At 68.4% G+C, this 21,441-nt stretch carries 23 protein-coding genes; 6 read left to right on the forward strand and 17 right to left on the reverse strand.

Features of this window, described 5'->3' with window-relative positions; all coding sequences use genetic code 11:
- Positions 1-88: 88 nt before the first annotated feature.
- Positions 89-952 (reverse strand): SAM-dependent methyltransferase, encoded by an 864-nt coding sequence (locus ABZ420_RS06605; protein WP_357117830.1) that lies wholly within the window; start codon positions 950-952, stop codon positions 89-91.
- 254 nt (positions 953-1,206) lie between these two features.
- Here ABZ420_RS06605 and ABZ420_RS06610 point away from each other — a divergent pair, with 254 nt between their 5' ends.
- A complete protein-coding gene (locus tag ABZ420_RS06610; protein WP_357117833.1) occupies positions 1,207-2,103 on the forward strand; it encodes a helix-turn-helix transcriptional regulator in 897 nt (298 codons plus the stop codon).
- Positions 2,104-2,892: 789 nt separating this feature from the next.
- Here the strand turns inward: ABZ420_RS06610 and ABZ420_RS06615 are convergent.
- The 4 genes from ABZ420_RS06615 to ABZ420_RS06630 form a co-directional block, all read right to left on the reverse strand.
- On the reverse strand, positions 2,893-3,642 hold the full coding sequence (locus ABZ420_RS06615) for a hypothetical protein (protein WP_357117836.1): 750 nt from the start codon (positions 3,640-3,642) through the stop codon (positions 2,893-2,895).
- A 536-nt stretch (positions 3,643-4,178) separates the two neighbouring features.
- Positions 4,179-4,382 (reverse strand): hypothetical protein, encoded by a 204-nt coding sequence (locus tag ABZ420_RS06620; protein WP_357117839.1) that lies wholly within the window; start codon positions 4,380-4,382, stop codon positions 4,179-4,181.
- The gene (locus ABZ420_RS06625; RefSeq protein ID WP_357117842.1) at positions 4,379-4,987 is read right to left on the reverse strand and encodes an LLM class flavin-dependent oxidoreductase; all 609 of its coding nucleotides are present in this window, start codon (positions 4,985-4,987) and stop codon (positions 4,379-4,381) included. The genes ABZ420_RS06620 and ABZ420_RS06625 overlap by 4 nt, the downstream gene beginning before the upstream one ends.
- A 69-nt stretch (positions 4,988-5,056) precedes the next feature.
- The gene (locus tag ABZ420_RS06630; RefSeq protein WP_357117845.1) at positions 5,057-5,647 is read right to left on the reverse strand and encodes a TetR/AcrR family transcriptional regulator; all 591 of its coding nucleotides are present in this window, start codon (positions 5,645-5,647) and stop codon (positions 5,057-5,059) included.
- Positions 5,648-5,713: 66 nt separating this feature from the next.
- On the opposite strand from ABZ420_RS06630, the gene ABZ420_RS06635 reads away from it, so the two are divergent.
- A complete protein-coding gene (locus ABZ420_RS06635; RefSeq protein WP_357117847.1) occupies positions 5,714-6,487 on the forward strand; it encodes an SDR family oxidoreductase in 774 nt (257 codons plus the stop codon).
- Positions 6,488-6,546: 59 nt separating this feature from the next.
- Positions 6,547-7,563, forward strand: a complete 1,017-nt coding sequence (locus tag ABZ420_RS06640) for an NADP-dependent oxidoreductase (RefSeq protein WP_357117850.1) — start codon at positions 6,547-6,549, stop codon at positions 7,561-7,563.
- On the opposite strand, the gene ABZ420_RS06645 is transcribed toward ABZ420_RS06640, so the two are convergent.
- From ABZ420_RS06645 to ABZ420_RS06655, 3 genes are all read right to left on the reverse strand, one after another.
- Entirely contained in the window at positions 7,564-7,914 is a 351-nt protein-coding gene (locus ABZ420_RS06645) for a hypothetical protein (RefSeq protein WP_357117853.1), read from the reverse strand. It abuts the gene before it with no gap.
- A gap of 75 nt (positions 7,915-7,989) precedes the next feature.
- Complete coding sequence (locus tag ABZ420_RS06650; protein ID WP_357117856.1) at positions 7,990-8,817, reverse strand: SAM-dependent methyltransferase; 828 nt, start codon at positions 8,815-8,817, stop codon at positions 7,990-7,992.
- A 401-nt stretch (positions 8,818-9,218) separates the two neighbouring features.
- Positions 9,219-9,374, reverse strand: a complete 156-nt coding sequence (locus ABZ420_RS06655) for a hypothetical protein (RefSeq protein ID WP_357117859.1) — start codon at positions 9,372-9,374, stop codon at positions 9,219-9,221.
- Between the two features lie 378 nt (positions 9,375-9,752).
- Here ABZ420_RS06655 and ABZ420_RS06660 point away from each other — a divergent pair, with 378 nt between their 5' ends.
- A complete protein-coding gene (locus tag ABZ420_RS06660; protein ID WP_040866379.1) occupies positions 9,753-10,034 on the forward strand; it encodes a hypothetical protein in 282 nt (93 codons plus the stop codon).
- A 353-nt stretch (positions 10,035-10,387) separates the two neighbouring features.
- A complete protein-coding gene (locus tag ABZ420_RS06665) occupies positions 10,388-10,939 on the forward strand; it encodes a dihydrofolate reductase family protein (RefSeq protein WP_357117863.1) in 552 nt (183 codons plus the stop codon).
- 80 nt (positions 10,940-11,019) lie between these two features.
- On the opposite strand, the gene ABZ420_RS06670 is transcribed toward ABZ420_RS06665, so the two are convergent.
- The 7 genes from ABZ420_RS06670 to ABZ420_RS06700 all read right to left on the reverse strand — a co-directional run bounded on the left by ABZ420_RS06670 (position 11,020) and on the right by ABZ420_RS06700 (position 18,566).
- The gene (locus tag ABZ420_RS06670) at positions 11,020-11,262 is read right to left on the reverse strand and encodes a hypothetical protein (RefSeq protein WP_157114064.1); all 243 of its coding nucleotides are present in this window, start codon (positions 11,260-11,262) and stop codon (positions 11,020-11,022) included.
- 402 nt (positions 11,263-11,664) lie between these two features.
- Positions 11,665-12,594 carry a DUF5996 family protein gene (locus tag ABZ420_RS06675; RefSeq protein ID WP_357118095.1) on the reverse strand — a complete coding sequence of 310 codons (930 nt, stop codon included), beginning with the start codon at positions 12,592-12,594 and terminating at the stop codon, positions 11,665-11,667.
- A gap of 771 nt (positions 12,595-13,365) precedes the next feature.
- Complete coding sequence (gene lipB, locus ABZ420_RS06680) at positions 13,366-14,001, reverse strand: lipoyl(octanoyl) transferase LipB (protein ID WP_357117866.1); 636 nt, start codon at positions 13,999-14,001, stop codon at positions 13,366-13,368.
- Positions 14,002-14,084: 83 nt separating this feature from the next.
- On the reverse strand, positions 14,085-15,050 hold the full coding sequence (locus tag ABZ420_RS06685; protein ID WP_357117869.1) for a sigma-70 family RNA polymerase sigma factor: 966 nt from the start codon (positions 15,048-15,050) through the stop codon (positions 14,085-14,087).
- Between the two features lie 9 nt (positions 15,051-15,059).
- Entirely contained in the window at positions 15,060-16,466 is a 1,407-nt protein-coding gene (locus ABZ420_RS06690; RefSeq protein ID WP_357117872.1) for an MFS transporter, read from the reverse strand.
- Between the two features lie 101 nt (positions 16,467-16,567).
- Positions 16,568-17,026, reverse strand: coding sequence for a hypothetical protein (locus ABZ420_RS06695; protein WP_357117875.1), 459 nt, complete (start codon positions 17,024-17,026; stop codon positions 16,568-16,570).
- 253 nt (positions 17,027-17,279) lie between these two features.
- Complete coding sequence (locus ABZ420_RS06700) at positions 17,280-18,566, reverse strand: helix-turn-helix domain-containing protein (protein ID WP_357117878.1); 1,287 nt, start codon at positions 18,564-18,566, stop codon at positions 17,280-17,282.
- Positions 18,567-18,724: 158 nt separating this feature from the next.
- On the opposite strand from ABZ420_RS06700, the gene ABZ420_RS06705 reads away from it, so the two are divergent.
- On the forward strand, positions 18,725-19,663 hold the full coding sequence (locus ABZ420_RS06705) for an AMP-binding protein (protein WP_357117881.1): 939 nt from the start codon (positions 18,725-18,727) through the stop codon (positions 19,661-19,663).
- A gap of 36 nt (positions 19,664-19,699) precedes the next feature.
- Here the strand turns inward: ABZ420_RS06705 and ABZ420_RS06710 are convergent, their stop codons facing one another.
- On the reverse strand, positions 19,700-20,410 hold the full coding sequence (locus ABZ420_RS06710) for an SDR family NAD(P)-dependent oxidoreductase (RefSeq protein WP_357117884.1): 711 nt from the start codon (positions 20,408-20,410) through the stop codon (positions 19,700-19,702).
- A 63-nt stretch (positions 20,411-20,473) separates the two neighbouring features.
- A complete protein-coding gene (locus ABZ420_RS06715; protein WP_357117887.1) occupies positions 20,474-21,229 on the reverse strand; it encodes a ZIP family zinc transporter in 756 nt (251 codons plus the stop codon).
- Between the last annotated feature and the right edge of the window lie 212 nt (positions 21,230-21,441).

The following is a 21,441-nucleotide window of genomic DNA, read 5'->3' on the forward strand; positions in this document are numbered from 1 at the left end:
TGTAGTTTGCGTCGCCTGGTTCACCAGCCTAGGGTCCGCCGAATCGGCGGGCAATCCGTGCGGATACGTTCGGCGGGCGCTGATTTCGTCATATCGGGCTCCGTGGTGGGGGAGGGGTTCGAGTCTTGCGGCCGACGCCGCCGAGGATGAGCCGTTCGTCGGGCCACGGCGTGCGCAGCGCGGGGCCGCCGGGCCACCATTCGTGCAGCTCCACCAATCCCGGTGGAACCATTTCCAGTCCGTCGAAGAACGCCTGGATCTCCGCGCGGGTGCGCCACCGGCCGGTGCCGAGACCCCCGTCGTGCAATGCCCGCTCGGCCCGCCTGGCCAGAACGTGCAGATGCTCGTTCTCGTCGGCCGGATCGAAGAAGTGGCTGATCATCACATAGGAGCCCGGTGCGAGACGATCGATATACCGCCGCATGATGCCCGCGGGGTCCTGGTCGTCGCCGACGTGGTGCAAAGTGCCGCATTGCATCAGCAACATCGGGCGCGACAGGTCGAGGTAACGGTCGACCGCGAGGCTGTCGAACAGATCCGCAGGGCGGGTGAGGTCCGAGTCGAGGAAGTGGGTGCGTTCGTCGGCTTCGAGTACCTCCCGCCACCGGACGACGCAGGCCGGGTCGTTGTCCACGTAGACCACCGCGACCGCGGCGTCGAGTTCCTGGGCGATCTCGTGGGTGTTCTTCTGCGTGGGCAGTCCGCTGCCCAGGTCGAGGATCTGATCGATGCCCGCCGATCGGGTGACATACCGGACCACCCGCTCGAGCCAGCGCCGATTCGCGGCGCCGACGTCGTCCTGGTGCGGCACCGCCCGCTTCAGGTGCTGGTATACCTGCCGGTCGGATTCGTACCAGTCCGTCCCGCCGAGGGCGTAGTCGTACACGCGCGCGATGCTGGGCACCGCCGGGTCCACACCCGCTAGGCGGGTCGATCCCTCTGCCGACGTCATGGCGCTCCTCCTCCGCGTGGCCACCGTCGGGGGCGACTCTACGCATACCGCCGCGGGCTCGCTCGGATTTGTGCGCAAGATATTGCGTTGGCACTCTTGCGAATACATGTTTGCGACCCGGCGTTCCGGGCACGCACTCGCGCCTGGACCGCCGTCCGGGAACGGACTAGTAGGATTTGCGCCGACGTTCAGACAGCTGTGATGGTGGAGGCACAACGCCCCGCGGTCTAACCCCCGATCGGCCGGAGGCATGCATGAGCAACGACGAGGATGCCGGTGACAACGCGGATTTTCCTGCCGCAGAACGTGGTCCGACCGTCCTTCGGATCGCGCTGGGCAGCCGGTTGCGGCAGCTGCGCGAGGGCTGCGGAATCAGCAGGGAGGCCGCGGGCGACGCCATCCGCGGATCGCACGCCAAGATCAGCCGCCTGGAACTGGGCCGGACCGGTTTCAAAGAACGCGACCTGCGCGACCTGCTGAGCCTCTACGGCGTTGTCGACCCCGCTGAACGCGAAACGTATCTCGAACTGGCTCGCCGGGCCAACGATCCGGGCTGGTGGCAGCACTACAGCGATCTGCTTCCCGCGTGGTTCGAGACCTACATCGGCCTCGAACAGGCCGCCACCACGATCCGCACCTACGAGGCGCAATTCGTGCCGGGGCTGCTGCAAACCGCCGATTACGCGCGCGCGGTGATCCAGCTGGGCAATACCGACGAGACCGAACGCCGCGTCGCCATTCGCATGCGCCGCCAGCAGATCCTCTATCGGGCGGCCGCCCCGACGCTCTGGGCGGTCATCGACGAGGCCGCGCTGCACAGGCCGGTCGGCGGGGTGGAGGTTCTGCTCGAGCAGATCGAACATCTGGTCGGGATGGCCGACCGTCCCAGCATCCGAATACAAGTACTGCCGTACTCGGCGGGCGGGCACTCCGCTGCGGGCGGCCCGTTCAGCATCCTTCGATTCCCGGAACCCGAGCTGGCCGACATCGTCTACACCGAGCAGCTCACCAGCTCGTTGTATTTCGACAAGCAGCGTGATGTCGAGCTGTACATGTCGGTCATGAACCGGATCAGCGTGGAAGCGCTGTCTCCCGCCGAGAGCATCGGTTTCCTACGCGAGTTGCTCGGCGGCATGCGCTCGGGCGAATAGGACGCGATCGACCCGCCGAGCGGGCCGTACTCGCCGTGCGGCTTGCGCGGGGAGTTTGCTCAACGCATCGACCTTCTCCGCACACGTGGTACTGCGCACATTCGGGGCGGGGCCATCTCGCCCGTTTGAAAACCGGGCGGTCGGATCGATTCGGGGGCGGCGCGGTCAATCGTGCAGCACCCGAATCGAATCCTCGCACCGGGGTGTGAATTCTGTTGTCGTCGGCCATAACTCGTCGAAATGAGGCCCACGAAAGGTAACAGTTCGGCGTCGCCGAATCCCTGCCGATGCTCATCCGTAATAAATCGGCGCCTGTCCACCTCGATCTTCGAGTATTTCGAGACCGGTGGCGCCAATGCACATGCACGAGCGCATGTACGTACCGATGGAAGATCACCGATGCGACGCGGTCGCGGTGATGTGGCAGGATTCCTGGCGAGGTCGGGGTCTGAGGATAGGCTCGGGCAGCGGCTGGTTCGGCCACGGCGACCCCAACGCGAGTTGGGGTCGCCGGCGGAGCCGTTACGAATCGCTCCGACGTCCGGATTGCCGGAAGTTCACGGTGTCAGCACGATTCGGATCGGATCGCCTTCCTTGTTCTCCAACGCCTGTACCGCTTTGTCCGCTTCGGCCAGCGGGAGCACGGAACTCACCCACTCGGCGAAATCGAGGCGATGGGCGCGGCGCAGGCGCACCGGTTCGACACATGATCGGGTTCGGAGCCGTAGTGTCCACACAGCTGCTGTCGGCGGAAGCTGAAGATGGTGCCGTCGGCACTCGCCGGCGCGGTCAGGGCGTCCAGGTGATGCGGCCGCCCTCGAAGTCCTGGGCTTTGCCGTTCTCGAAGTCGTATTCGTCGCTGGTGGGATAACCGTAGCGCCCGGCTTCGGCCGCCGCGGCCTCCCAGGACTCACGGATGGACCCCCAGACGACGTGGGTGCCGGTGCGCGGGGCCGAATAGATGGCTCCGCCGCCGAAGAGGTTGTAGCGGCCGTTGCCCGAGCGGGCGGGGGATTCGTCGGTGATGGGAAACCCCAACGGGCTGCTCTCCCACCCGTAGGCGCCCCACTTGTCGCGGATCGCGCCGCCGATCTGATGCGCGGCGGTGCCGAGGGACCAGTAGATGGATCCGTTCTGGAAGACGCTGTAGCTGCCCGGTTTCGACGGTGTCGCCGCTTCCCGCGCCACGGGATAGCCGAGCGCTCCGCTTTCGTAACCGAGATTGCCCCATTTGTCGCGGATCGCCCCGCCGACTTGATGGGCTCCGGTGTCCGGGTGCCAGTAGATGGAGGAGCCGCGCTCGAACGCCTGGTAGCGGCCACCGCCTGCGGCGGGCGAGTCGGGCGTGACCGGGTCGCCGAAGAACGCGGGCCCACCGGCCTCGTCGTATTCGACCTCGATCGCCCCGCCGACGTCGTAGGGGCCGATCGGGCGTGCCGCCGCGTCGGTTCCGATGCCGGTGAGCAGAGTGCCGAGCGCGGCGGCGATGGCGAGAGCGCCGCGGGTGGTCGAGCGGTTCGGGCGACGGTGCCGTGCCAAAGTGAACTCCTGTGCATCTCGGGTGGGTGCGGGATGGAGCTGAAGCTGTGGTCGGCGTAGCGAAGATCAAATTACCTCGCCGCGTCCCGATACGGAGGAATACGAGGTAGTCGACTGGTCTGGTGTCGTGCCGCCCCGATAGTTGCCGTGCGGCCCATCCAAGTCGTCCGGGGCTCCGAACAAACTGGCGGTGCTACCGTGCCCACGGTCGCACCTTCTCGGATACGGCGCCGCCGGGGCAGGGGGCCTGCACCTCTGGCCCGGCGGCGTGTCCAGCCCGAACGGGTTTCCGGGCAAGGGGATACGTTGCCGTCAGCGCAACGCGCGCGCCGCTTCCGCTGAACACCGTGGCGCTACTCTGCTCCCTCGCCAGTACCTGCCTGAGCCCGAATCACCGGGGGGTGATGCCGCCTGGCGTCGTCGGTTCACCGCGCTGGGCTTCGGCGCACGGCTGCTCGGCCCGTTTCGCCCGGCGGGTAGTGGATGCGGTGCTTTTCGGCCTCACGCTGGGATCGCCGCGCGCCGGGTGAGAGCGATCAGAGCTGTGCCTTGATCTTCGCGGCGAACTCGTAGCCGACCTGCCATTCGTTTCCGGACGGGGCGAGGATGACGCGCGCGGCGCCCGCCTCGGCGTAGGCGGCCAGTTGCTCGGCGGCTCGGCCGGGATCGGTCGCCAAGGGGGGCGCCACGATCGTCACTTCGAGCGGTGGGCGGCCGTATTCCTCCGCCAGCGTCGTCAATTCGGCCGCGGCCGCGGCGACCTGAGGCGCGGCTCGAGCCCGATGGCGATCCAGCCTTCGGCGTAGGCCGCGGCGCGCCGTCGCGCCCGTTCTCCGTCGCCCGCGATCAGCACCGGCGGCATGGTTGCACCCGGTGCCAAGGTGACCTCGGTGCCATCCGGGAGTACCGCGGGCCGCCCGGCGACCAGATCGGGCAGGACACGCAACGCCTCGTCCGTGCGGCGGCCGCGCCCGGCGAAAGACGCGCCTGCCGCCCGCCATCCGGTATCCCCGTGCGCCGGGTTGCCGGTGCCGACGCCGAGGATCAACCGGTCGCCGGAGACGTACTGGAGCGCGGCGATCTGCTTCGCGGCCCACGCGACCGGCCGCAACGCGAGCAGCAGCACGCCGTAACCGATGCGGACCCGATCGGTCACGGCGGCGGCGGTGGCCAGCACCACGGTGCTGTCCAGGATCGGCGCGCTTGCCACGAGATGATCGGTGGACCACACCGAGTCCAGGCCGATCTGCTCGGCCAGACGGGCGGCGGCGCGCACGTCGCCCAGGATGGGTCGCGCGGGATCGGGCGTCGAGGTGGGCAGGATCGTGCCGATTTCCAAGGTCATGGTCACGACGCTACGAAGCCGCGGCGCTCGCGCCAATGTTCCGCTCGCTCGAGTCGATATCCCGGACGCTCATCTCGATGCCGCGGCCGGAAGCAGTGCCTCGACCAGGGCGCGGGACCGGGCGGCCGGACCCGTCGCGCCGAACGCCTGTGTCGTGGCGTAGACGCCTTCCATCACCAGCATCAGCTGATCGGCCAGCGCCTGCGGGTCGGCGACCGGCGCGGTCGCCGCGAGTTCGCCGGCCAGCGTGCCGAACTGTGCCCGCACCCAGCTCTTCATCGCGACGGCGTGTTTGTGGCCGAGCACGTGGCGGTCCGGGAATTCACCGAGCGCGATGAGAAACGGACAACCGCGACAGGATTCGGGGCGCACCTGCTCGGCCAGCGCCTCGAACAGGGCCAGGATGCGCTCGCGCGGGCCGTCCCCACTCGCCGCCGTGCTGAACCACTCTCGATAGTGGCGATCCTCGCGCTCCAGGTATGCGGCGACCAGATCGTCCTTGGAACCGAACAGCCGGTACAGGGTGGGCGGCGCGACGTTCGCCTCGGCCGCGACGCGATCCACGCCGGTCGCCCGAATCCCTTGTCCGTAGAACAACTCCCGCGCGACGACCAGGATGTGCTCCCTGGTCTCCGCGGCGGCTCGACGTTTCGGTTCCACGGGAATAGAGTAGCCGCTGTCAGCGATGTTAGGGAACGTTACCTAACTGCAATGCGGGAGTGCATCATGACTGATCCGAACGGAAAGACCGCCCTGGTGACCGGCGCCTCGCGGGGGATAGGCCGGGCCATCGCCGAACGGCTGGCCGCCGACGGTATCGAGGTGGCCGTGCATTACGGCACCAACGAGGAGGCGGCGGAGCAGACGGTGTCGGCGATCCGGCGCGCGGGCGGCCGGGCGTTCCCGGTGCGCGCCGAACTGGGTGTCGACGGCGACATCGACCAGCTGTTCGGCGAACTCACCGCGGGGCTCGGCGACCGGCCGTTGGACATCCTGGTGAACAACGCCGCGATCATCGCCTACGACGCCACCGTCGAGCAGGCGACGCCCGAGGACTTCGACCGGCTGTTCGCGGTCAACGTGCGGGCGCCGCTGTTCATCGTGCAGCGGGCGTTGCCGTTGCTGCGCGACGGCGGGCGCATCGTCAACATCTCCTCCGGCGTCACCTGGTTCGCCACGCCGGAAGTCGTCTACGGGATGACCAAGGGCGCGCTCAACGTGTTCGGCCGCTCGCTGGCCAACACCCTCGGACCGCGCGGGATCACCGTGAACACGGTCTCGCCCGGCATCACCGACACCGACATGAACTCCTGGCTGCACACCAACGACGGCGCGATCGCGGGCGTCGCGGGCATGACCGCGTTGGAGCGCGTCGGCAGCGGCGCGGACATCGCCGACGCGGTGGCCTTCTTCGCCTCCGATGACGGGCGCTGGGTCACCGGCCAGACGCTGGAGGTCAACGGCGGCTTGTTCCTGGGACCGAAAGCGCCGTCCTGGTGATCGCCGGACACGGTTGCGCGCGGGCGCCGGGCGCCCGCCCTTGCGGTTAGGGTGGGCGGATGGTCGAGTCGACGCGAATCGTGCTTGCCTCCCGGCCGGTGGGTGCGCCCACCCCGGAGAATTTTCGGACCGAGACCGCGCAGCTCCCCGCTCCGGCCGAGGGTGAAGTCCTGCTGCGCACCCGGTACCTGTCGCTGGACCCGTACATGCGCGGCCGGATGAGTTCGGCCGAGTCGTATGCCGCGCCGGTGGAGATCGGCGCGGTGATGGTCGGCGCGACCGTGGCCGAAGTACTCGAATCGCGCGACCCGTCGGTGGCGAAAGGCGATGTGGTGCTGGCCTATTCGGGCTGGCAAACCTACGATGTCGCCCCCGCGCGCGAGGTCCGCAGGCTCGACCCGGCGAAGGCCCCGGTCTCGACCGCCCTCGGTGTGCTCGGCATGCCGGGATTCACGGCCTACGCGGGACTGCGCAAGATCGGCAAACCGCAGCCGGGTGAGACGCTCGTGGTCGCCGCGGCCACGGGGCCGGTGGGCTCGGCCGTCGGCCAGATCGCCGAGATCGGTGGCGCCCGCACGGTGGGCATCGCGGGTGGCCCGCGCAAGGTCGCTTACCTGAACGAACTCGGCTTCGACGTCGCGCTCGACCACCGCGCGCCCGATTTCGCCGAGCAGCTGGCCGCGGCGGTCCCCGACGGCATCGATGTGTACTTCGAGAACGTCGGCGGCGCGGTGGCCGACGCGGTCTATCCGCTGCTGAACACCTACGCGCGCGTGCCCGTCTGCGGGCTGATCGCCAACTACAACGCGGCAGGCGCGCCGGACGGCCCGGACCGGCTGCCCGCCTACTACGGCCGCATCCTGACCAAGAGCCTCACGGTGCGGGGATTCATCCAGACCGAATTCGTCCGCGAGCTGTACCCGGATTTCCTGCGTGAGATGGGTGAGTGGGTCGCCGAGGGGCGCGTGCGCTACCTCGAGGATGTCGTGACCGGCTTGGCCGCCGCTCCCGAGGCGTTCATCGGGATGCTGGAGGGCCGCAACTTCGGCAAGGTGGTCGTGCGGGTCGCCGACTGATCAGCGTGCTGCCGCGCCGCCGATGCTGAGATAGACCAGCATCAGGATGAACAGGAACCAGCCCGCGCCCTGCCAGATGGGCCAGGTCCGACCGCGCCGCCACTGCACGTAGGTTTCGACGAACGCGCCGATGCCGCCGATCAGCAGGACCACCGCGGGCCCGAGTACCACGGCCACCTGGGCGGTGCTGTCACACAACAGCCGGTCCGCGTCCGCGCACTCGCGCTGGGCGGCCCACAGCAGGCTCAGCAGGAAGACCAGCGCGGCGGTGGCGAGCACCGAGGCGACGTAGGTCGCCGCGCGGCGGAACCCGCGCGGATCGTGCCAGCGCTTCTCGACGTCGTCGACCATGTCCACCACCTCACCCGTCCGCGGCCGCCGGATACCTCCGAGGTGATTGCCGCGCGGCGGCGGCTCAAACGCCGCTCAGGGTTTGCGCCCGACGCCCGCCCAGTACCAGGCGGACCGTGCCCCGGCCGGAGCGGTATCCGTGTCCGGCCGCCAGGCGTCGACCGCAACGATGCCCGGCTCGACGAGCGCGGTTCCGGCGAAGAAGGATTCGACCTCGTCGCGGCTGCGCGGGCGGAAGGCGATGCCGGCCTGCTCGGCGGCGGCCGCCGCGCGGGCCATGGCCCGCGGGTCGAAATCACCGGTGGAATGGGTGAGCACCAGATAGCTGCCGGACGGCGCCGCCTCCAGCAGCCGGCCGACGACACCGTACGGATCGTCGTTGTCGCGGAAGAACATCATGATCGCGACCAGCAAGATCGCGATGGGCCGGTCCGGGTCGAAGGTGTCGGCCAGGACGGGCGCGTCCAGGACGGCACTCGGATCGCGCAGATCGGCGTCGAGGAACTCGATCCTGCCCTGCGGTGTGCTCGCCATCAGGGCTCGGGCGTGGGCGAGCACGAGCGGGTCGTTGTCGACGTAGACCACGCGTGCGGCCGGATCGATCCGCTGGGCCACCTCGTGCGTGTTGCCCGCGGTGGGCAGGCCGGTGCCGATGTCGAGGAATTGATCGATGCCCGCCTCGCCGGCCAGATGGCGCACCGCGCGGCCGAGGAACGCGCGATTGGCGCGGGCCATGTCGCGGATGGCCGGGATGTGCATGGCGATCGTGTCGCCGAGGGCGCGATCGGCGGGGTAGTTGTCCTTGCCGCCGAGCCAGTAGTCGTAGACCCGCGCCTCGTGGGCGAGGCTGGTATCGAGCTTGGGCGACGACCCGGCGCGCACCCGCGCATGACCGTTCGTCATGCGACTCCTTTCCCGGGCGACGCAGGGCCGGGCCCGGCGCGGCACCGCTGTCGCCTCCCGAACGACGACCTCGCGCTATCGATTACGCGTCAACAATAGGGTGGCGCACCTGCGGCAGGCGGATTTTCGACCGGATCGTCCGATTTTCCGGGAACCTGGTCGGCGGTGGCGAACCGGGCAGAGATCTCCTGTGCGGTGACCTTCGCGCACTCGACGAAGAGCGGTACGGGTTCGGCGACGTCGGCCCGTGCAGGCCGAGCGCGAACCGCGCAGTGGCCCGCCGGATCGAGGATGGGCAGGCCGATGGCGCGGGGCCCGGTATCGCGTTCCTCGGGTGGCGACCGAGCAACGGCGGGCCGGATGTCGAAACCCCCGGCCCGTTCATGGTGTCCGAGGAAAGGTCAGCGCGGCGAGATATTCGGCCGCCCGCCGTGTCTTTCGGTGGAGCGCAGCTCGAACCAATAGGCTGCGACAACGGTGGCGTAACCGGCGACGACGGCCGTCGCGGTGACGATCAACAGCGTGATGAACAGTGGAATCAAGAAAGCGGTGTGCATTGTGCCCTCCCCGCGGTCACGGTGATCTCAGCGGAAGGTTCGGCGCCGCACTGCACCGACATCATGTCAGCCCCTGCACTCACTGAAATCGTAGAGGTCGCAGCGTCGTCCGGCACGGCCGGAGGCTGTGAGTTGAATCATGCGGATGACGGTGTGTCGCGGGGAATACACCTTCGCCATACGATCTAATCGATCTTGTCACGAGTTTCCCGGCGAACCACCGGAAAACAGGACACGACCACGACACGGGACCGCCGGACCGGCGGCCGTGAGCGTCGCAGTGCCCGTGGCGCGCCGAATTCCTCGGTAGCGCAGCTCTTTCTCTCGAATCTGTCTCCGGCATCACCTCGGCATGCGAAAAGGAGCACGAACGTGAGCATGATTCTGGCCGCGCTGCACGACACCGTGATCGCGCAGCAGTTCGAAAATCCGACCGCGGAAGAGCCGCCGCTCGCGGACAAACTGATGCAGATGGGCCGCTATTTCACCTGGCTGGTCCAGCTGTCCGGGATCACGGCGATCACCTACGGCGGCGGCCGGTTCGCGTGGGAGAAATGGAACGGCGGCAGCCTCCAGTCGCCGAAGATGGTCGCCAGCGCGATGGCCGGGGGCGCGGTGGCCACCAGCGCGGGCACGATCATGAACTCGATCATCGGCTGACGCGGGCCCGGACTCGTGACGCGCCGGCCCGGCATCGACAGTCGGGCTGGCGCTCGCATTTCGGTGGCGAGGATTGTCGGACGTGTCCTACAAGGCGACCACCGCGGCCCGCTCGGCGGACGAGGCCGTCGATGCCGACTCGGCCCGGCTGGGGTGGTGGAACCATGCGCGGTGCGCGCGGCGCGAGCCGAGACGCCGTTGATGCGGTAGAAAGCAACCGCGAACCGGGTCCGTCTCGAAGGTGACGGCCCGGCCGTAGGCAAACCCGTAAGGCGGAGCCCGGCCGTGACGTTCTCGACAGTTGCACCGGCCGCGCCCGGCGACGACGGCCGCACTGGAGAGAAGGAAACACCATGGGCACCATCGCAGTTCACGAGTTCATCGCACTCGACGGGGTGTACGAGGATCCGTCTTGGACCTTCGAATACGGGTTCGACCCGAAGATGGGGGAGACCCTCGGCGCGATCACCTCGGCATCCGAAGCGATCCTGCTGGGCCGCACCACGTTCGAGATGTTCGCCCCGGCGTGGTCGACCCGCACCGTCGAGGACGATCCGGGCGCCCCGTTCTTCAACGACACGACGAAGTACGTCGTCGGGGCGCGGGAGCCGCAGGCGGAATGGGCCAACAGCATTCGCCTCGGCGCCTACGACCCCGAGGTCATCCGCAACCTCAAGAACGAGGTCGACGGCAGCATCTACGTCAGCGGCAGCGGCACGCTGGTGCGGGCCCTGCTCGCGGACGGCCTGGTCGACGACCTGCACCTGTTCGTCTATCCGGTCGCGCTCGGCAAGGGCAAGCGCCTGTGGGGCGACGGTGTCGACGCGACCGAACTGGCACTCCGAGAGCACGAGGTCTACGCCAACGGCGTCGTCCACCTCGGATACGGTCCCGCCGAGGCCTGATGAAACGCGGAAGGGCGACCCTTGCGGGCCGCCCGGGCGATCCCGCTCGCCGCCGGGTGTGGCGAGCGGGGCCGGATATGTCAGCGCCCTCCGGTGCAGTAACCCTCGGGGGTGTACTGGCACGGGCGCTCGTTGCGTCCCTGGTATCCACCGTGGTTGCTGCTGCGGGCGCGCTCACCCACCCCGGAACCGCGCTTGTCGGCCGGGTTGTGCGAATACCGATCCGCTGTGGTGGTCACCGAGGACTCGGGCGAAGCGACTGCCGCCGCCGTGATGACCGCCCCGCCGATCAGCGCCGAGGCCACCACTCGACGCACTGTCACGCGCTTGCTCGTGTTGTGCATAAGATACATCCCGTCGATTAACGTGCCGTCATATAACGATACATTGATCAGTGGACCACCAGTGGATTATTTCCCATGACTGGGAAGTCTTGCCCTCGGGCAAGGTGCGGTTTCGGGGGGTGACCAGGGGTGATGGCAGTTGGTTAGGCGACTTGACCTGAGCATCGTGCCGTTCATCAGGTCTTCGGGTACTACTGCGCCTGCCGGAAGGCGGCCGAAGCTATGCGCATACGACGGAGGTTTCTGCCGCGCTCTACCGACGGCGCGAAGTCCCGTGCCCGACTCGCGAGGCTTACCGACGCGCAGAACGCGCGCCACTGCCGACGGATCGGCGGGGTGCGACGGTCCGATCGCGCAACTCGCGCGGCAGGCTGGTCACGGTCATGAACCGTCCATGCCGTGCGCCTGGCGCTTGTGCTGCCAGCGCTCCGGGTCGGCCTCGAGGGCGGCGCGGTCCCAATGGCCCAGGTCGGCGGCGGCCGCATATGTCGTATCGAGAAACTCGAGCAGCGCTCGCTCCGGCGCTTCGGCCGTGCGCACTGCCTCGTACGGCAGGAGGAATTGGCGATAATCCTGGCTGTAGAAGGCCTCTCGTGGACCGACCCGGTAGTCGGCGAACCCCTCGGGCTCCGGGTACGCGTAGGCGTAGAAGGCGCCTTCCGCGCCGCCGCCCGGCCAGAAGCCGCAACTGCTCAGCTCGTGCGAGTAGCCCTCGACCATGACCCAGTCGCCGCAGTTGGGAGCGCCACCCGGATGCCGCGGAGCGGCTCGGCCGGAGAATCTGGTGCACGCCAGATCCATCGCGCCCCAGAAGAAGTGCACCGGGCTCACCTTGCCGAGGAAGCGCGAGCGGAACTGGTGCATGACGCGATCGGCGGCGAGCAATTGCCGCCAGAACAAGGTGGCGGCCGTGGCGTCGTAGGAGCGATGCTCGTAGTCCTCGGCGAACGGGATGGCCGGCTCGACCTCGTTCGGCTTGGCTTGGATTCGTACCGGAATACCGAGTTCGCCGAGTGCGGTGACGATTTCGCCGTAGAAAGCCGCTACCGGTTTCGGTTCGAGCGCGATCTGCCGGGTTCGGCCGTCACTGGACCGGATGTGCAGCCGATGATCGAGGAAGTCGAATTCGATATCGAAGCACCCTGTCGGGTGCGGCACGGCGGAGGTGGTCAGCCCCCTCGGGCTGAGGTAGAAGGTGACCTGCCACCAGTGGTTGACCAGCGGCGCGTGCGAGAGCCTGATCTTGCCGACGATCTGCGTCCACATGTGCAGCGTCTCACGCGTGGGCGTCCAATCATCGACGCGCAACATCGGCCACGGCCCAGGGGTGGTCTCGGAGCCTGTCACTGCCACACCTCCGTCTTTTCGGGATTCTCGGTGCCAGTGCCGTGCGCGGACGCCCGTGCAGGCGCGGCGCAGCGTTTTGATCGTCACCGTACCTGCTGGTAACGCACCGGGAAGGCCGACATGCGCTGCGATTGGCAACTGTCTGGCAACGTTCGAGGTGTGACTCCGAGCTCGACGACTCGGAGCGAGGAGCGGCTCCGCGGCCGACGGCTGCGCCTCAAGGTCGGCGGGGCCAACTGTCGTGCGGTGCTGGCATGCTCGCTACCGGCAGCGCGGCACCCTTTCCGGTGGCCCGGGCTCGCCGGCGGGAATTCGGATCCCACACCATAGCCGCGGCCGCACCGCCGAGAAGAATCACGACGATGGCGACGATCGCCACCCACAGCAGTACCAACGCTATTTCTCCAGTCATCCCCGTCCGCTCCATAGGGCACGTTATGCGAAGGCGGACAATTGATTTCGCAATGGGAGCATTCTTCCCGCCCAGGGTGAACGGCGCGAATCGGCGCGCGGATTCTGTGGTGTGACAGCACCACTATCACCGAGGTTTGGGATACGTCTGGTAACGCATAATGTCGCGGACAGCTAGCGCGAGCGGCGCACTACTCGGTCGGTCGCGCGGAGCAGGCAAGTGTTGTCACGGGCGTCGGTCGCGGAGCACTGTTCAGCGTTGGTGCGGCGCAGAGCGAGCGCCGTCGCCATGCGGGCCGTGGGGTCGTTCGTCGACGCCGAGGTTCACTTCGCCTCGAACGCGGTGGCGACGATCGGGCGCACCTGTTCCATGGTGGCCGTCCCGGATTCGCGTGCCACGGAGGTCATGTCGACGTGGGGGAGCCCACAGGCAACCGCCCAGTGCCAGGGTTCGAGGTCACCGTTCACGTTGAGCGCGAAGCCGTGACTGGTGATCCCGCGGCTCTGGCGCATGCCGATGGAGACGATCTTGCGGCCGGTGTGCCTGGTCCACACACCCGTGAGCAGCTCGGAGCCGGGCGGGGTATCGCGGCGTTCCGCGGCGATGCCCAGCCGGCCGAGTGCCTCGATCAGGCGGAACTCGACCTCGCGGATGTAATCGACCACTCCTTCGCCGGTATCGAGCCGGACGATGAGATAGCCGACCAGCTGGCCGGGGCCGTGATAGGTGAGCTGACCCCCGCGTGTGGTCTGCACGACCGGGATGTCATGGGCCGGGTCGGGCAGGTGGTCCTGCGGCGTTCTGCGTCCGATGGTGTAGACCGGCGGGTGGCTCAGCAGCCACAAGGTATCCGGCCGCGCGCCGCTGTGGCGTTGGTCGACCAGTTCACCCATACGCTCCATGGCCTTGTCGTAGTCGACGAGGTCGTCCTGGATCAACGTCAGCGGCCGGGATCGCATGCTCCGACGATAACGCTCTCCCGCGCAGGGGGAGTTCGCCGCCTTCGGATGTCCATCTCGGTGGCCCCGCACCGAAACCTCCGTCACAGTGCCGGCGGCAGACCGAAGGGCCGGAACAACTCCTCGCCGAGGAAGACGGTGATGCGTTCGATGGCGGTCTCGGTCGTGGTGAGAACGTGGATGGAGTGCGCGCGGTGGGTCCCGGCCGCGTCGCGCAGGTAGTAGGCGACGGCGGGCTGGGTGTTGGCGGCGGTCGGCACGGCCCGCCAAGTGTCGCCGTCCTGGTTCGCCTTGTGTGCGAAGAAGGCGACCACGTGGGCGCGGCCGGCGAACCAGACCAGGGCGGGCGGCATCTCGAGCACCACGTCGTCGCGCAGGAGCTTGCTGAGTTCGTCCATGTCGCCGTTGCCGAAGGCGGTGACGTAGCGATCGATCATCGCGCGCTCACCGGGGCTCAGGGATTCGGACATCCGATCGATCATGGGGGCGGCCTTGTCGAGCTGGGCGCGGGCGCGTTGCAGCGCGCTGTTGACCGCGGCGGGGGAGGTGTCGAGCAGATCGGCGACCTCCGCGGCGGACCAGGCGAGCACGTCGCGCAGGAGGAGCACCGCGCGCTGGCGGGCCGGCAGGTGTTGCAGCGCGGCGATGAAGGCCAAGCGGATGCCGCTGCGCGCGGCCACCACGGTCGCCGGGTCATCGGCCGAGTTGCCGAGCAGGGCGTCGGGAATCGGTTCCAGCCAGGAGATTTCGGGATGCCGGACCGGCCGGGGCGAGACGGTCTCGGCCGGTCCGTTCAGGTCGGTGGGCAAGGCCCGCCTGCCGCGCTGTTCGAGCGCGGTCAGGCAGGCGTTGGTGGCGATGCGGTACAGCCACGTGCGCAGCGAAGCGCGCCGCTCGTCGAACCGGTCGGCGGCCCGCCAGGCCCGCAACAGGGTTTCCTGCACCAGGTCCTCGGCGTCGTGGACGGACCCGAGCATGCGGTAGCAGTGTGCGAGCAGCTCCGGCCGGTAGGTCATGGTCTCGGCCGCGAAATCGGCGCCGATGGTCATCGTCGCAACCTACCGAGCCGCGACCGGCTGCGCGTCGGTAGGCGCGGCGACGGGCGCGCCGGCCGGTAGCAGCAGGCCGAGCGCGGCGCCGGTCAGTGCCAGCAGCGCCGCCGTGCCGATGGCGGCGGCGAATCCGGTGCTGAAGGCACCCGCGGATCCGAGACCGCCGACCGAGGCAAAAACCGCCGCGGGTAGCGCGATTCCGAACGCGCCCCCGAGTTGACGCAAGGTGTTGAACGTGCCCGACGCCGCGCCCACCGCCGACAGCGGCACCGAACGCAGCACGGCGCTCTGTGCCGCGGGAATGGCCATCGAGACGCCGACGCCGCTGAGTACGAAGGGCGCGATCATGGACGGGTAGGACAGCTGCGGCCCGGACATGATCGCGAGGCAGCCGTAGCCCGCGGCCTGCATCAGCAGTCCCGCGACCACGAGCGGTCGTTCACCGAAGCGGTTGACCTGCCTGCCCGCTATCGGCGCGACGAGGAACAAGGTGATCGTCCACGGCGCCAGCCGCACCCCCGCGCCGAGCGGACCGTGGTGCTGGACCGTCTGCAGGAACTGCGCGAAGAAGAACGCCCCGCTGAAAATGGAACCGAACAGCAGGAACCCCACCGCGTTGCCGATCGAGAAGCCGCGCGCGGCGAACAGCCGCATCGGGATCAGTGGCGCGTTGGCCCGCCGCTCCCAGCGCACCAACGCGACCAGCGCGACCGCCCCGAGCGCGAACGCCGCGAGGACTTCCGCACTGCCCCAGCCCGATTCGTTGCCGCGCAGCAGACCCCACACCGATCCCAGCGCGGCGGCGCCGGCCAACCCGATGCCCGGGTAGTCCAGTCCGCGTGCCTCGCCTCGGCTCTCCGGCAACCGGGTCAGCATCAGCGGCACGAGCAGTGCGGCGATCGGCAGATTCAGCCAGAAGATCCACTGCCATGTCGCACCCTCCACCACCGCGCCGCCGACCAGGGGACCGCCGAGCGTAGCCAGTCCGGTCACCGCCGCGAACAGCCCGAGCGCGCGGGTGCGCTGTTCGGGCGGGAAGGCAGCCGACAACAGTGCCATGCCCACCGGCATGACGGCCGCCGATCCCGCGCCCTGCACCGCGCGGGCGGCGATCAGCCAGTCCAGGCTCGGCGCCAGCGCGCACGCGGCCGAGGCCGCCGAGAACAGCAGCACCCCGGCGACCAGCACGCGGCGCCGTCCGTATCGCTCGCCCAGCGCCGCACCCGCCATCAACAACACCGCGAAGCTCAGGGTGTAGGCGTTGACGGTCCACTCCAGTTCGGCGATCGAGGCGTGCAGGTCGAGCTGGATCGCGTGCAGCGCGGTGGTGACGACCAGCGCGTCCAGCGAGATCAGCAGCGCGGCCACCGATGTCAGCGCGAGTACCCAGCGCTGTCCCGTGGTCATATTCATGGGCGAAAGTCCTTTTCCGATGGGTTCGCCAGTACCTACCGGCGCCACGGCCGCGATTCATCGCGGGTGCGGAAATTCGCCACGAACTCGTCCCGTGATCCTCAGCCCGGCTGCGGGGCCCGGCGGGCGCTGCGCCGCCGGACGGAATACGGATTTACCAGCATGTACAGACCGGAGAACAGGAGCAGGGCGAGCGGGAGCAGCGGCAGGTAGGACACCCAGATGATCGGCTGCTCCTGGGCCAAGGCGACGAAGGTGGCGAGGACCGTCGCGACGAAGAGTATGCCCGACCCACGGTGCAGTTGCCGGACCCGTGGTGCGGAGGCGCGGGCAGCCCCGGCCTGCGGGATGGTCGCGGCTCGGCTTCGTCGCGTAGCGGCATACGACAACACGAAGATGCCGAGACCGGACAAGAGCAGCAAGGCGAGTGGTGCCAGCGGCACGTAGGACACCCAGACCGGACCCTTCAGCGCCAAGGTGACGACGGTGACCACGATCGTCGCCGTGAAGACGATGGCAAGCCACCGGTGTGTCCGTCGAACCCGCTCGTTCCAAGTCATGCGTCCTCCTCTGCCTGCGATCCATCCGCGGCCCGGCGATGCACCGGGCGGACCTCCGTGCCGATGACGGTAGTTCCGGCTCGGTGACCAGCGCTTCTCGAATCCTGATCGTTCGCAGAACTTCTGTCGGTCTCCGAAGCCAGCCGCCCCCGAGCGAGAAGCGTTGACGGAGTTGCTGGTGAAGCTGCTCGCCCGGAGGTACGGGGAGATCGGCAGTGCGGATCTGTTGTGCCGGTTGAGTGACCGCGGCTGCTCACGCCCCGTCCGCCAGCAGTACCGACGGTCCGTACCAGTGGCAGATGAGCAGGGCGAGTTCGATGTCGAGCCGGTCCTCGGTGATCGGCCTGCCACGTCGCGAGATCGCCCGTCCGACGCGGTATTTCACCGAGTTGGCGTGCAGGTCGAGCTCTGCGGCGGCGGTCTTGTAACTCGATCCGGTGCGCAGGAAGACCTGGAGTGTCTCGCGAAGCCGCGCGTCGTTGCCGGTGTCGGAGGCGAGGCCGCCGAGCACATCGCCGACCCATTCCCGGAGTTCCGCGATGCCGCTGCCCAGTAGGGCCGCCACCGACAATCCTGGGTCCTCGGCCGCGATGACGGCAGGTTCGGCCTCTCCCCGCGCCAAGGCGACGGAACGTGCGCCTCGCGCCAGGCGATGAGACCGGCGAAACCCCGGTACTCCCGGGGCCATCGTGCCGATCGCGACCCACGGGGCGTCGCGTTGGGCGGTCGCGAAACCACGGACGTCGGCGACGGCGTCGGGCCGTGCCGAACGGTACGGCAGCCAGGCCCAGCCGCTGAGCTGATCGTCGGCGACGAACAGCGGACCAGCGGCGGTTCCCGCCTTCTCGGCCGAGGCGCGGACGAACCGTTGCAGTTGGGAAAGCTCGTTCCCATGGGCGCCGGTCTCGGGATACCACACGATGAGCGCCAGGTGGTGCCAACGCAGTGGATAGCGGATCTGCTCGCTCGTGCCGTCGATATCGATGGCTTTCTCACCCGCCAGCAATTCGCGCACACGCAGCGCGCGAACACTGTTGCGGGTTTCCAACCACTGCTCGCGCTCGCCTTCATAGACGGCCACGACTTGCTGGATGACTCGATCGAGATATACGAACAGCCGGGTGGCGATGGCCCGTCCGACCAGAAACCGATCGACCGGCGCGATGGCGGCGACCTGTAATTCGGCGAAGACCAATTCGGTTGCTCGCCGCTGGCCGAGGTGATACGCGCGAACCAGGGCGGTGAGCGGGACGCCGCGCCGGGCCAGACGCCTGGTGTACTCGTCGGCTGCCGCGGGCAGGTCGATTCGCGTGGCGGGAATGTCGTGGTTCAGCGCGTGCAGCATCGTGTCGACATTGCCCCGCACACTGGCCCCCAGTAGTTCGACGGTATGGGCGTCCGCGCGCAGTTCGGGTATCCCCTCTTCGAGGGCTTGATGAATACTCGCGCTGATGTCCGCCACCCGCGCCTGCATGCGAGCGGCGATCGTCGTGACACAACGGTCGACTTCGGCCTCACCGTTCCGCCGAAAACTCGTCACCAGGTGATCGTAGTTACTTCGTGGTGAATCGCGAAGCCGATGTTGTCTTCCGGGGACGAAACAAGCCGGGTATTTGATCGTTGCACGACGGTGTCGAACCGGGCCGTGCTTTCTACCGTGGTTATTCGAATCCCCTACACCGTGGTTGAGGACATCGCATGACGCTTTCGACCCTTCCGGACCGCCGGGCCATCGCCGCTCCACAGGCGCCGGCCCTTGCCGATGACAGCATCGAACTGGACAACAGCGAATTTCTGGCCGCCGTGCAGCGCGCGGCCTCCCGCCTGCGCGCCGCGGACATCACCAGGGGCGACGTCGTCGCGATCATGCTGCCCGGCGCCGTCGACCTCGTGGTCGCGCTGTTCGCGACCTGGCGCCTGGGCGCCACGGCCGCCGTGATCGACCCGACGACTACCGACGCGGAAGCGGGCTCCCGGATTGCGGACGCGGGTCCCAAGGTGCTGGTCACCCGCCGCTCTCCGGTGACTTCCGGTCCGGTCCGGGTCGTCCCGCCCGTCCCGGCGATCGGCGGGGCGGAACACGACGTCACAGAAGCGGCGTGGCCGGGCTTGGAGGCACCGGCGCTGATCACTTACGGCGGCGGCAGCAGCCGAGCGGTGCTCGACCACCGCAACCTCGGGGCGATGTGCCAGTTGGTGATCAAGGTCTTCGCCCTCGCCGATGCCGACCACAGCTTGTCGACCCTGCCGATGCGGCAGATCTGCGGCATCGTGCTGGGCGCGTTGTCGCCATTGGCCGCCGGAGGGCGCGCGACCATGGCGGGACCCCTCGATCCGAGGTCTTTCCTGGACCGGATCGAGCGAATCCGTCCTACCTACGCCTCCGCGGTCCCGGGCCTGTACGCGGCGCTGTCCGAGTTGCCCGGCCGGACGCGGACCGATACCTCGTCGGTGCGCTTCGCCCTCTGCTGCACGGCACCGGCCGACATCGAACTACGCACCAGGTTCCAACACCGCTATGCCATTCCCATCGTCAACGGATACGGGTTGAGCGAGGTCATCGCGCGAGCGGATTCGATCCGGTCACCGGTGGCGACGAGACGACGCCCGCGCCGCACCTACGCCGCGCCGCCGTGAGATGGCCGCACGCCTGAACGCCGCCCGATTCGACACTCACCACGGAAGGGTGCCTTCGGCATCGAAATAGCCCCCGGTGGGCCCGTCGGGACCCACCTGCGCCATCCGCACGATGATCTCCGCGCCGCGCTCCACGGTCTGGTGGCCGGTTCCGCCGTTCAGGTCGGTCTTGGTGAACCCGGGCTCCACCGCGTTGATCCGCATTTCCGGAAACGCCTTCGCGTACTGCACGGTGAGGACGTTGACCGCGGTTTTCGATGCCGGATAGGCGATGCCCGGGTAGGCATACGCGGGGGTGCCCGGGGTGGTGAGCCTGCTCAGCGAGGCCAGGCCGCTGCTGACATTGACCACGACCGGGGCGGTGGAACGCCGCAACAGCGGCAGGAACGCGTGCAGGACGCGCACCGCGCCGAAGACGTTCGTCTCGAATGTCTGCCGCATCAATTCGGCGGTGAGGCCCGCCGCGCCGGTCACGGTGTCGGTGGCGCTCCATTCCGGTGCGATGCCGGCGTTGTTGACCAATACGTCCAGGCCTCCATCTGCCTCGATGGTCGCGACGGCGGCCGCCACGGACGCGTCGTCGGTGACATCCAGACGCACCGGCCGCGCGCCCAACTGTTCGGCGGCCCGGCGCCCCCGCTGGGCGTCGCGGCTGCCGAGGTAGACGGTGTGGCCCGCGGCGAGGAGTCTGCGGGCGGCCTCGAAACCGAGCCCCTTGTTCGCTCCGGTGATCAGTGTTGTCGTCATGATCACCGACGCTAAGAGCTGGAGCGCGCTCGAAGTCAAGCCCTCCCCGAACATGACCCAGCCCTAGTGGTCGAGCTGGGACAGCGCGAAGGCGGTGAGGAAACCCGCCACCGTGATCAACCCGACCCACAGGTGGGCGTCCTCGAACGCCTCCGGAATCATGGTGTCGGTGATCATGGCCAGGATCGCGCCCGCGGCCAGGGCGGTGATCGCCGCGAGCACGGCGGGCGCGGCGTCGCCGAGAAATCCGTAACCCGCCATGGCGGACACGCCGCTGATCACCGCTATCCCGCCCCACAAGCCGAAAACGTAACGCGGGTGGCGGTGGGCGCGGCGCATACCGGCCGCGCTGGACAGGCCCTCGGGGATATTGCTGATGAACACCGCGGCCACGGTGACGGCGCTGACGGCCTTGCCGCCGAGCAAGCTGGTCCCGATGACGATGGACTCGGGCACACCGTCCAGTAGCGCGCCCAACGCGATGGCCGTGCCGGAGCCGGACTGTTCGGCTTCGCTGGGTTGCTGGTCTCCCGAACGCTTGCGGTGGCGAGCGCCGCGGCGGGCAAGAGCGAGGTTGGCGAGGGTATAGATCACCGCACCGGACACGGCGCCGAGCGCGGTGGGCGGCAATCCGGCGCGTTCGTGCGCGTCGGTGATCAACTCGAACGACACCGCCGACAGCAGGACGCCGCTGCCGAACCCCATCACGCTCGCCACGATCTTCGTCGGGACGTGCGCCAAGAATCCCACCAAAGCCCCTATCAGCAGGGCGGATCCGGCCAGCAACCCCCACCCGCCCGCAGCCCACAACCCTGACACCCGACCGTCTCCTCACTGCTCGAACCGCGGGAACCAGCGCGGATCATCGCTGACTCCCTGTCCGAGCTACCCTTACTGTCGGGTTCGGAAACGAGGCGCTGCCGCTGCGCGGCATTCTGTTCTCCCGAGGGGTTGAGCTGTTCTGTGCTTGACTTGCGATCGGACACCAATGGTCGGATGAGGTCCGGCGGACAACGACGAGAGCAGGACGG

This window comes from Nocardia sp. NPDC005745, assembly GCF_040630775.1.
Lineage (GTDB): Bacteria > Actinomycetota > Actinomycetes > Mycobacteriales > Mycobacteriaceae > Nocardia.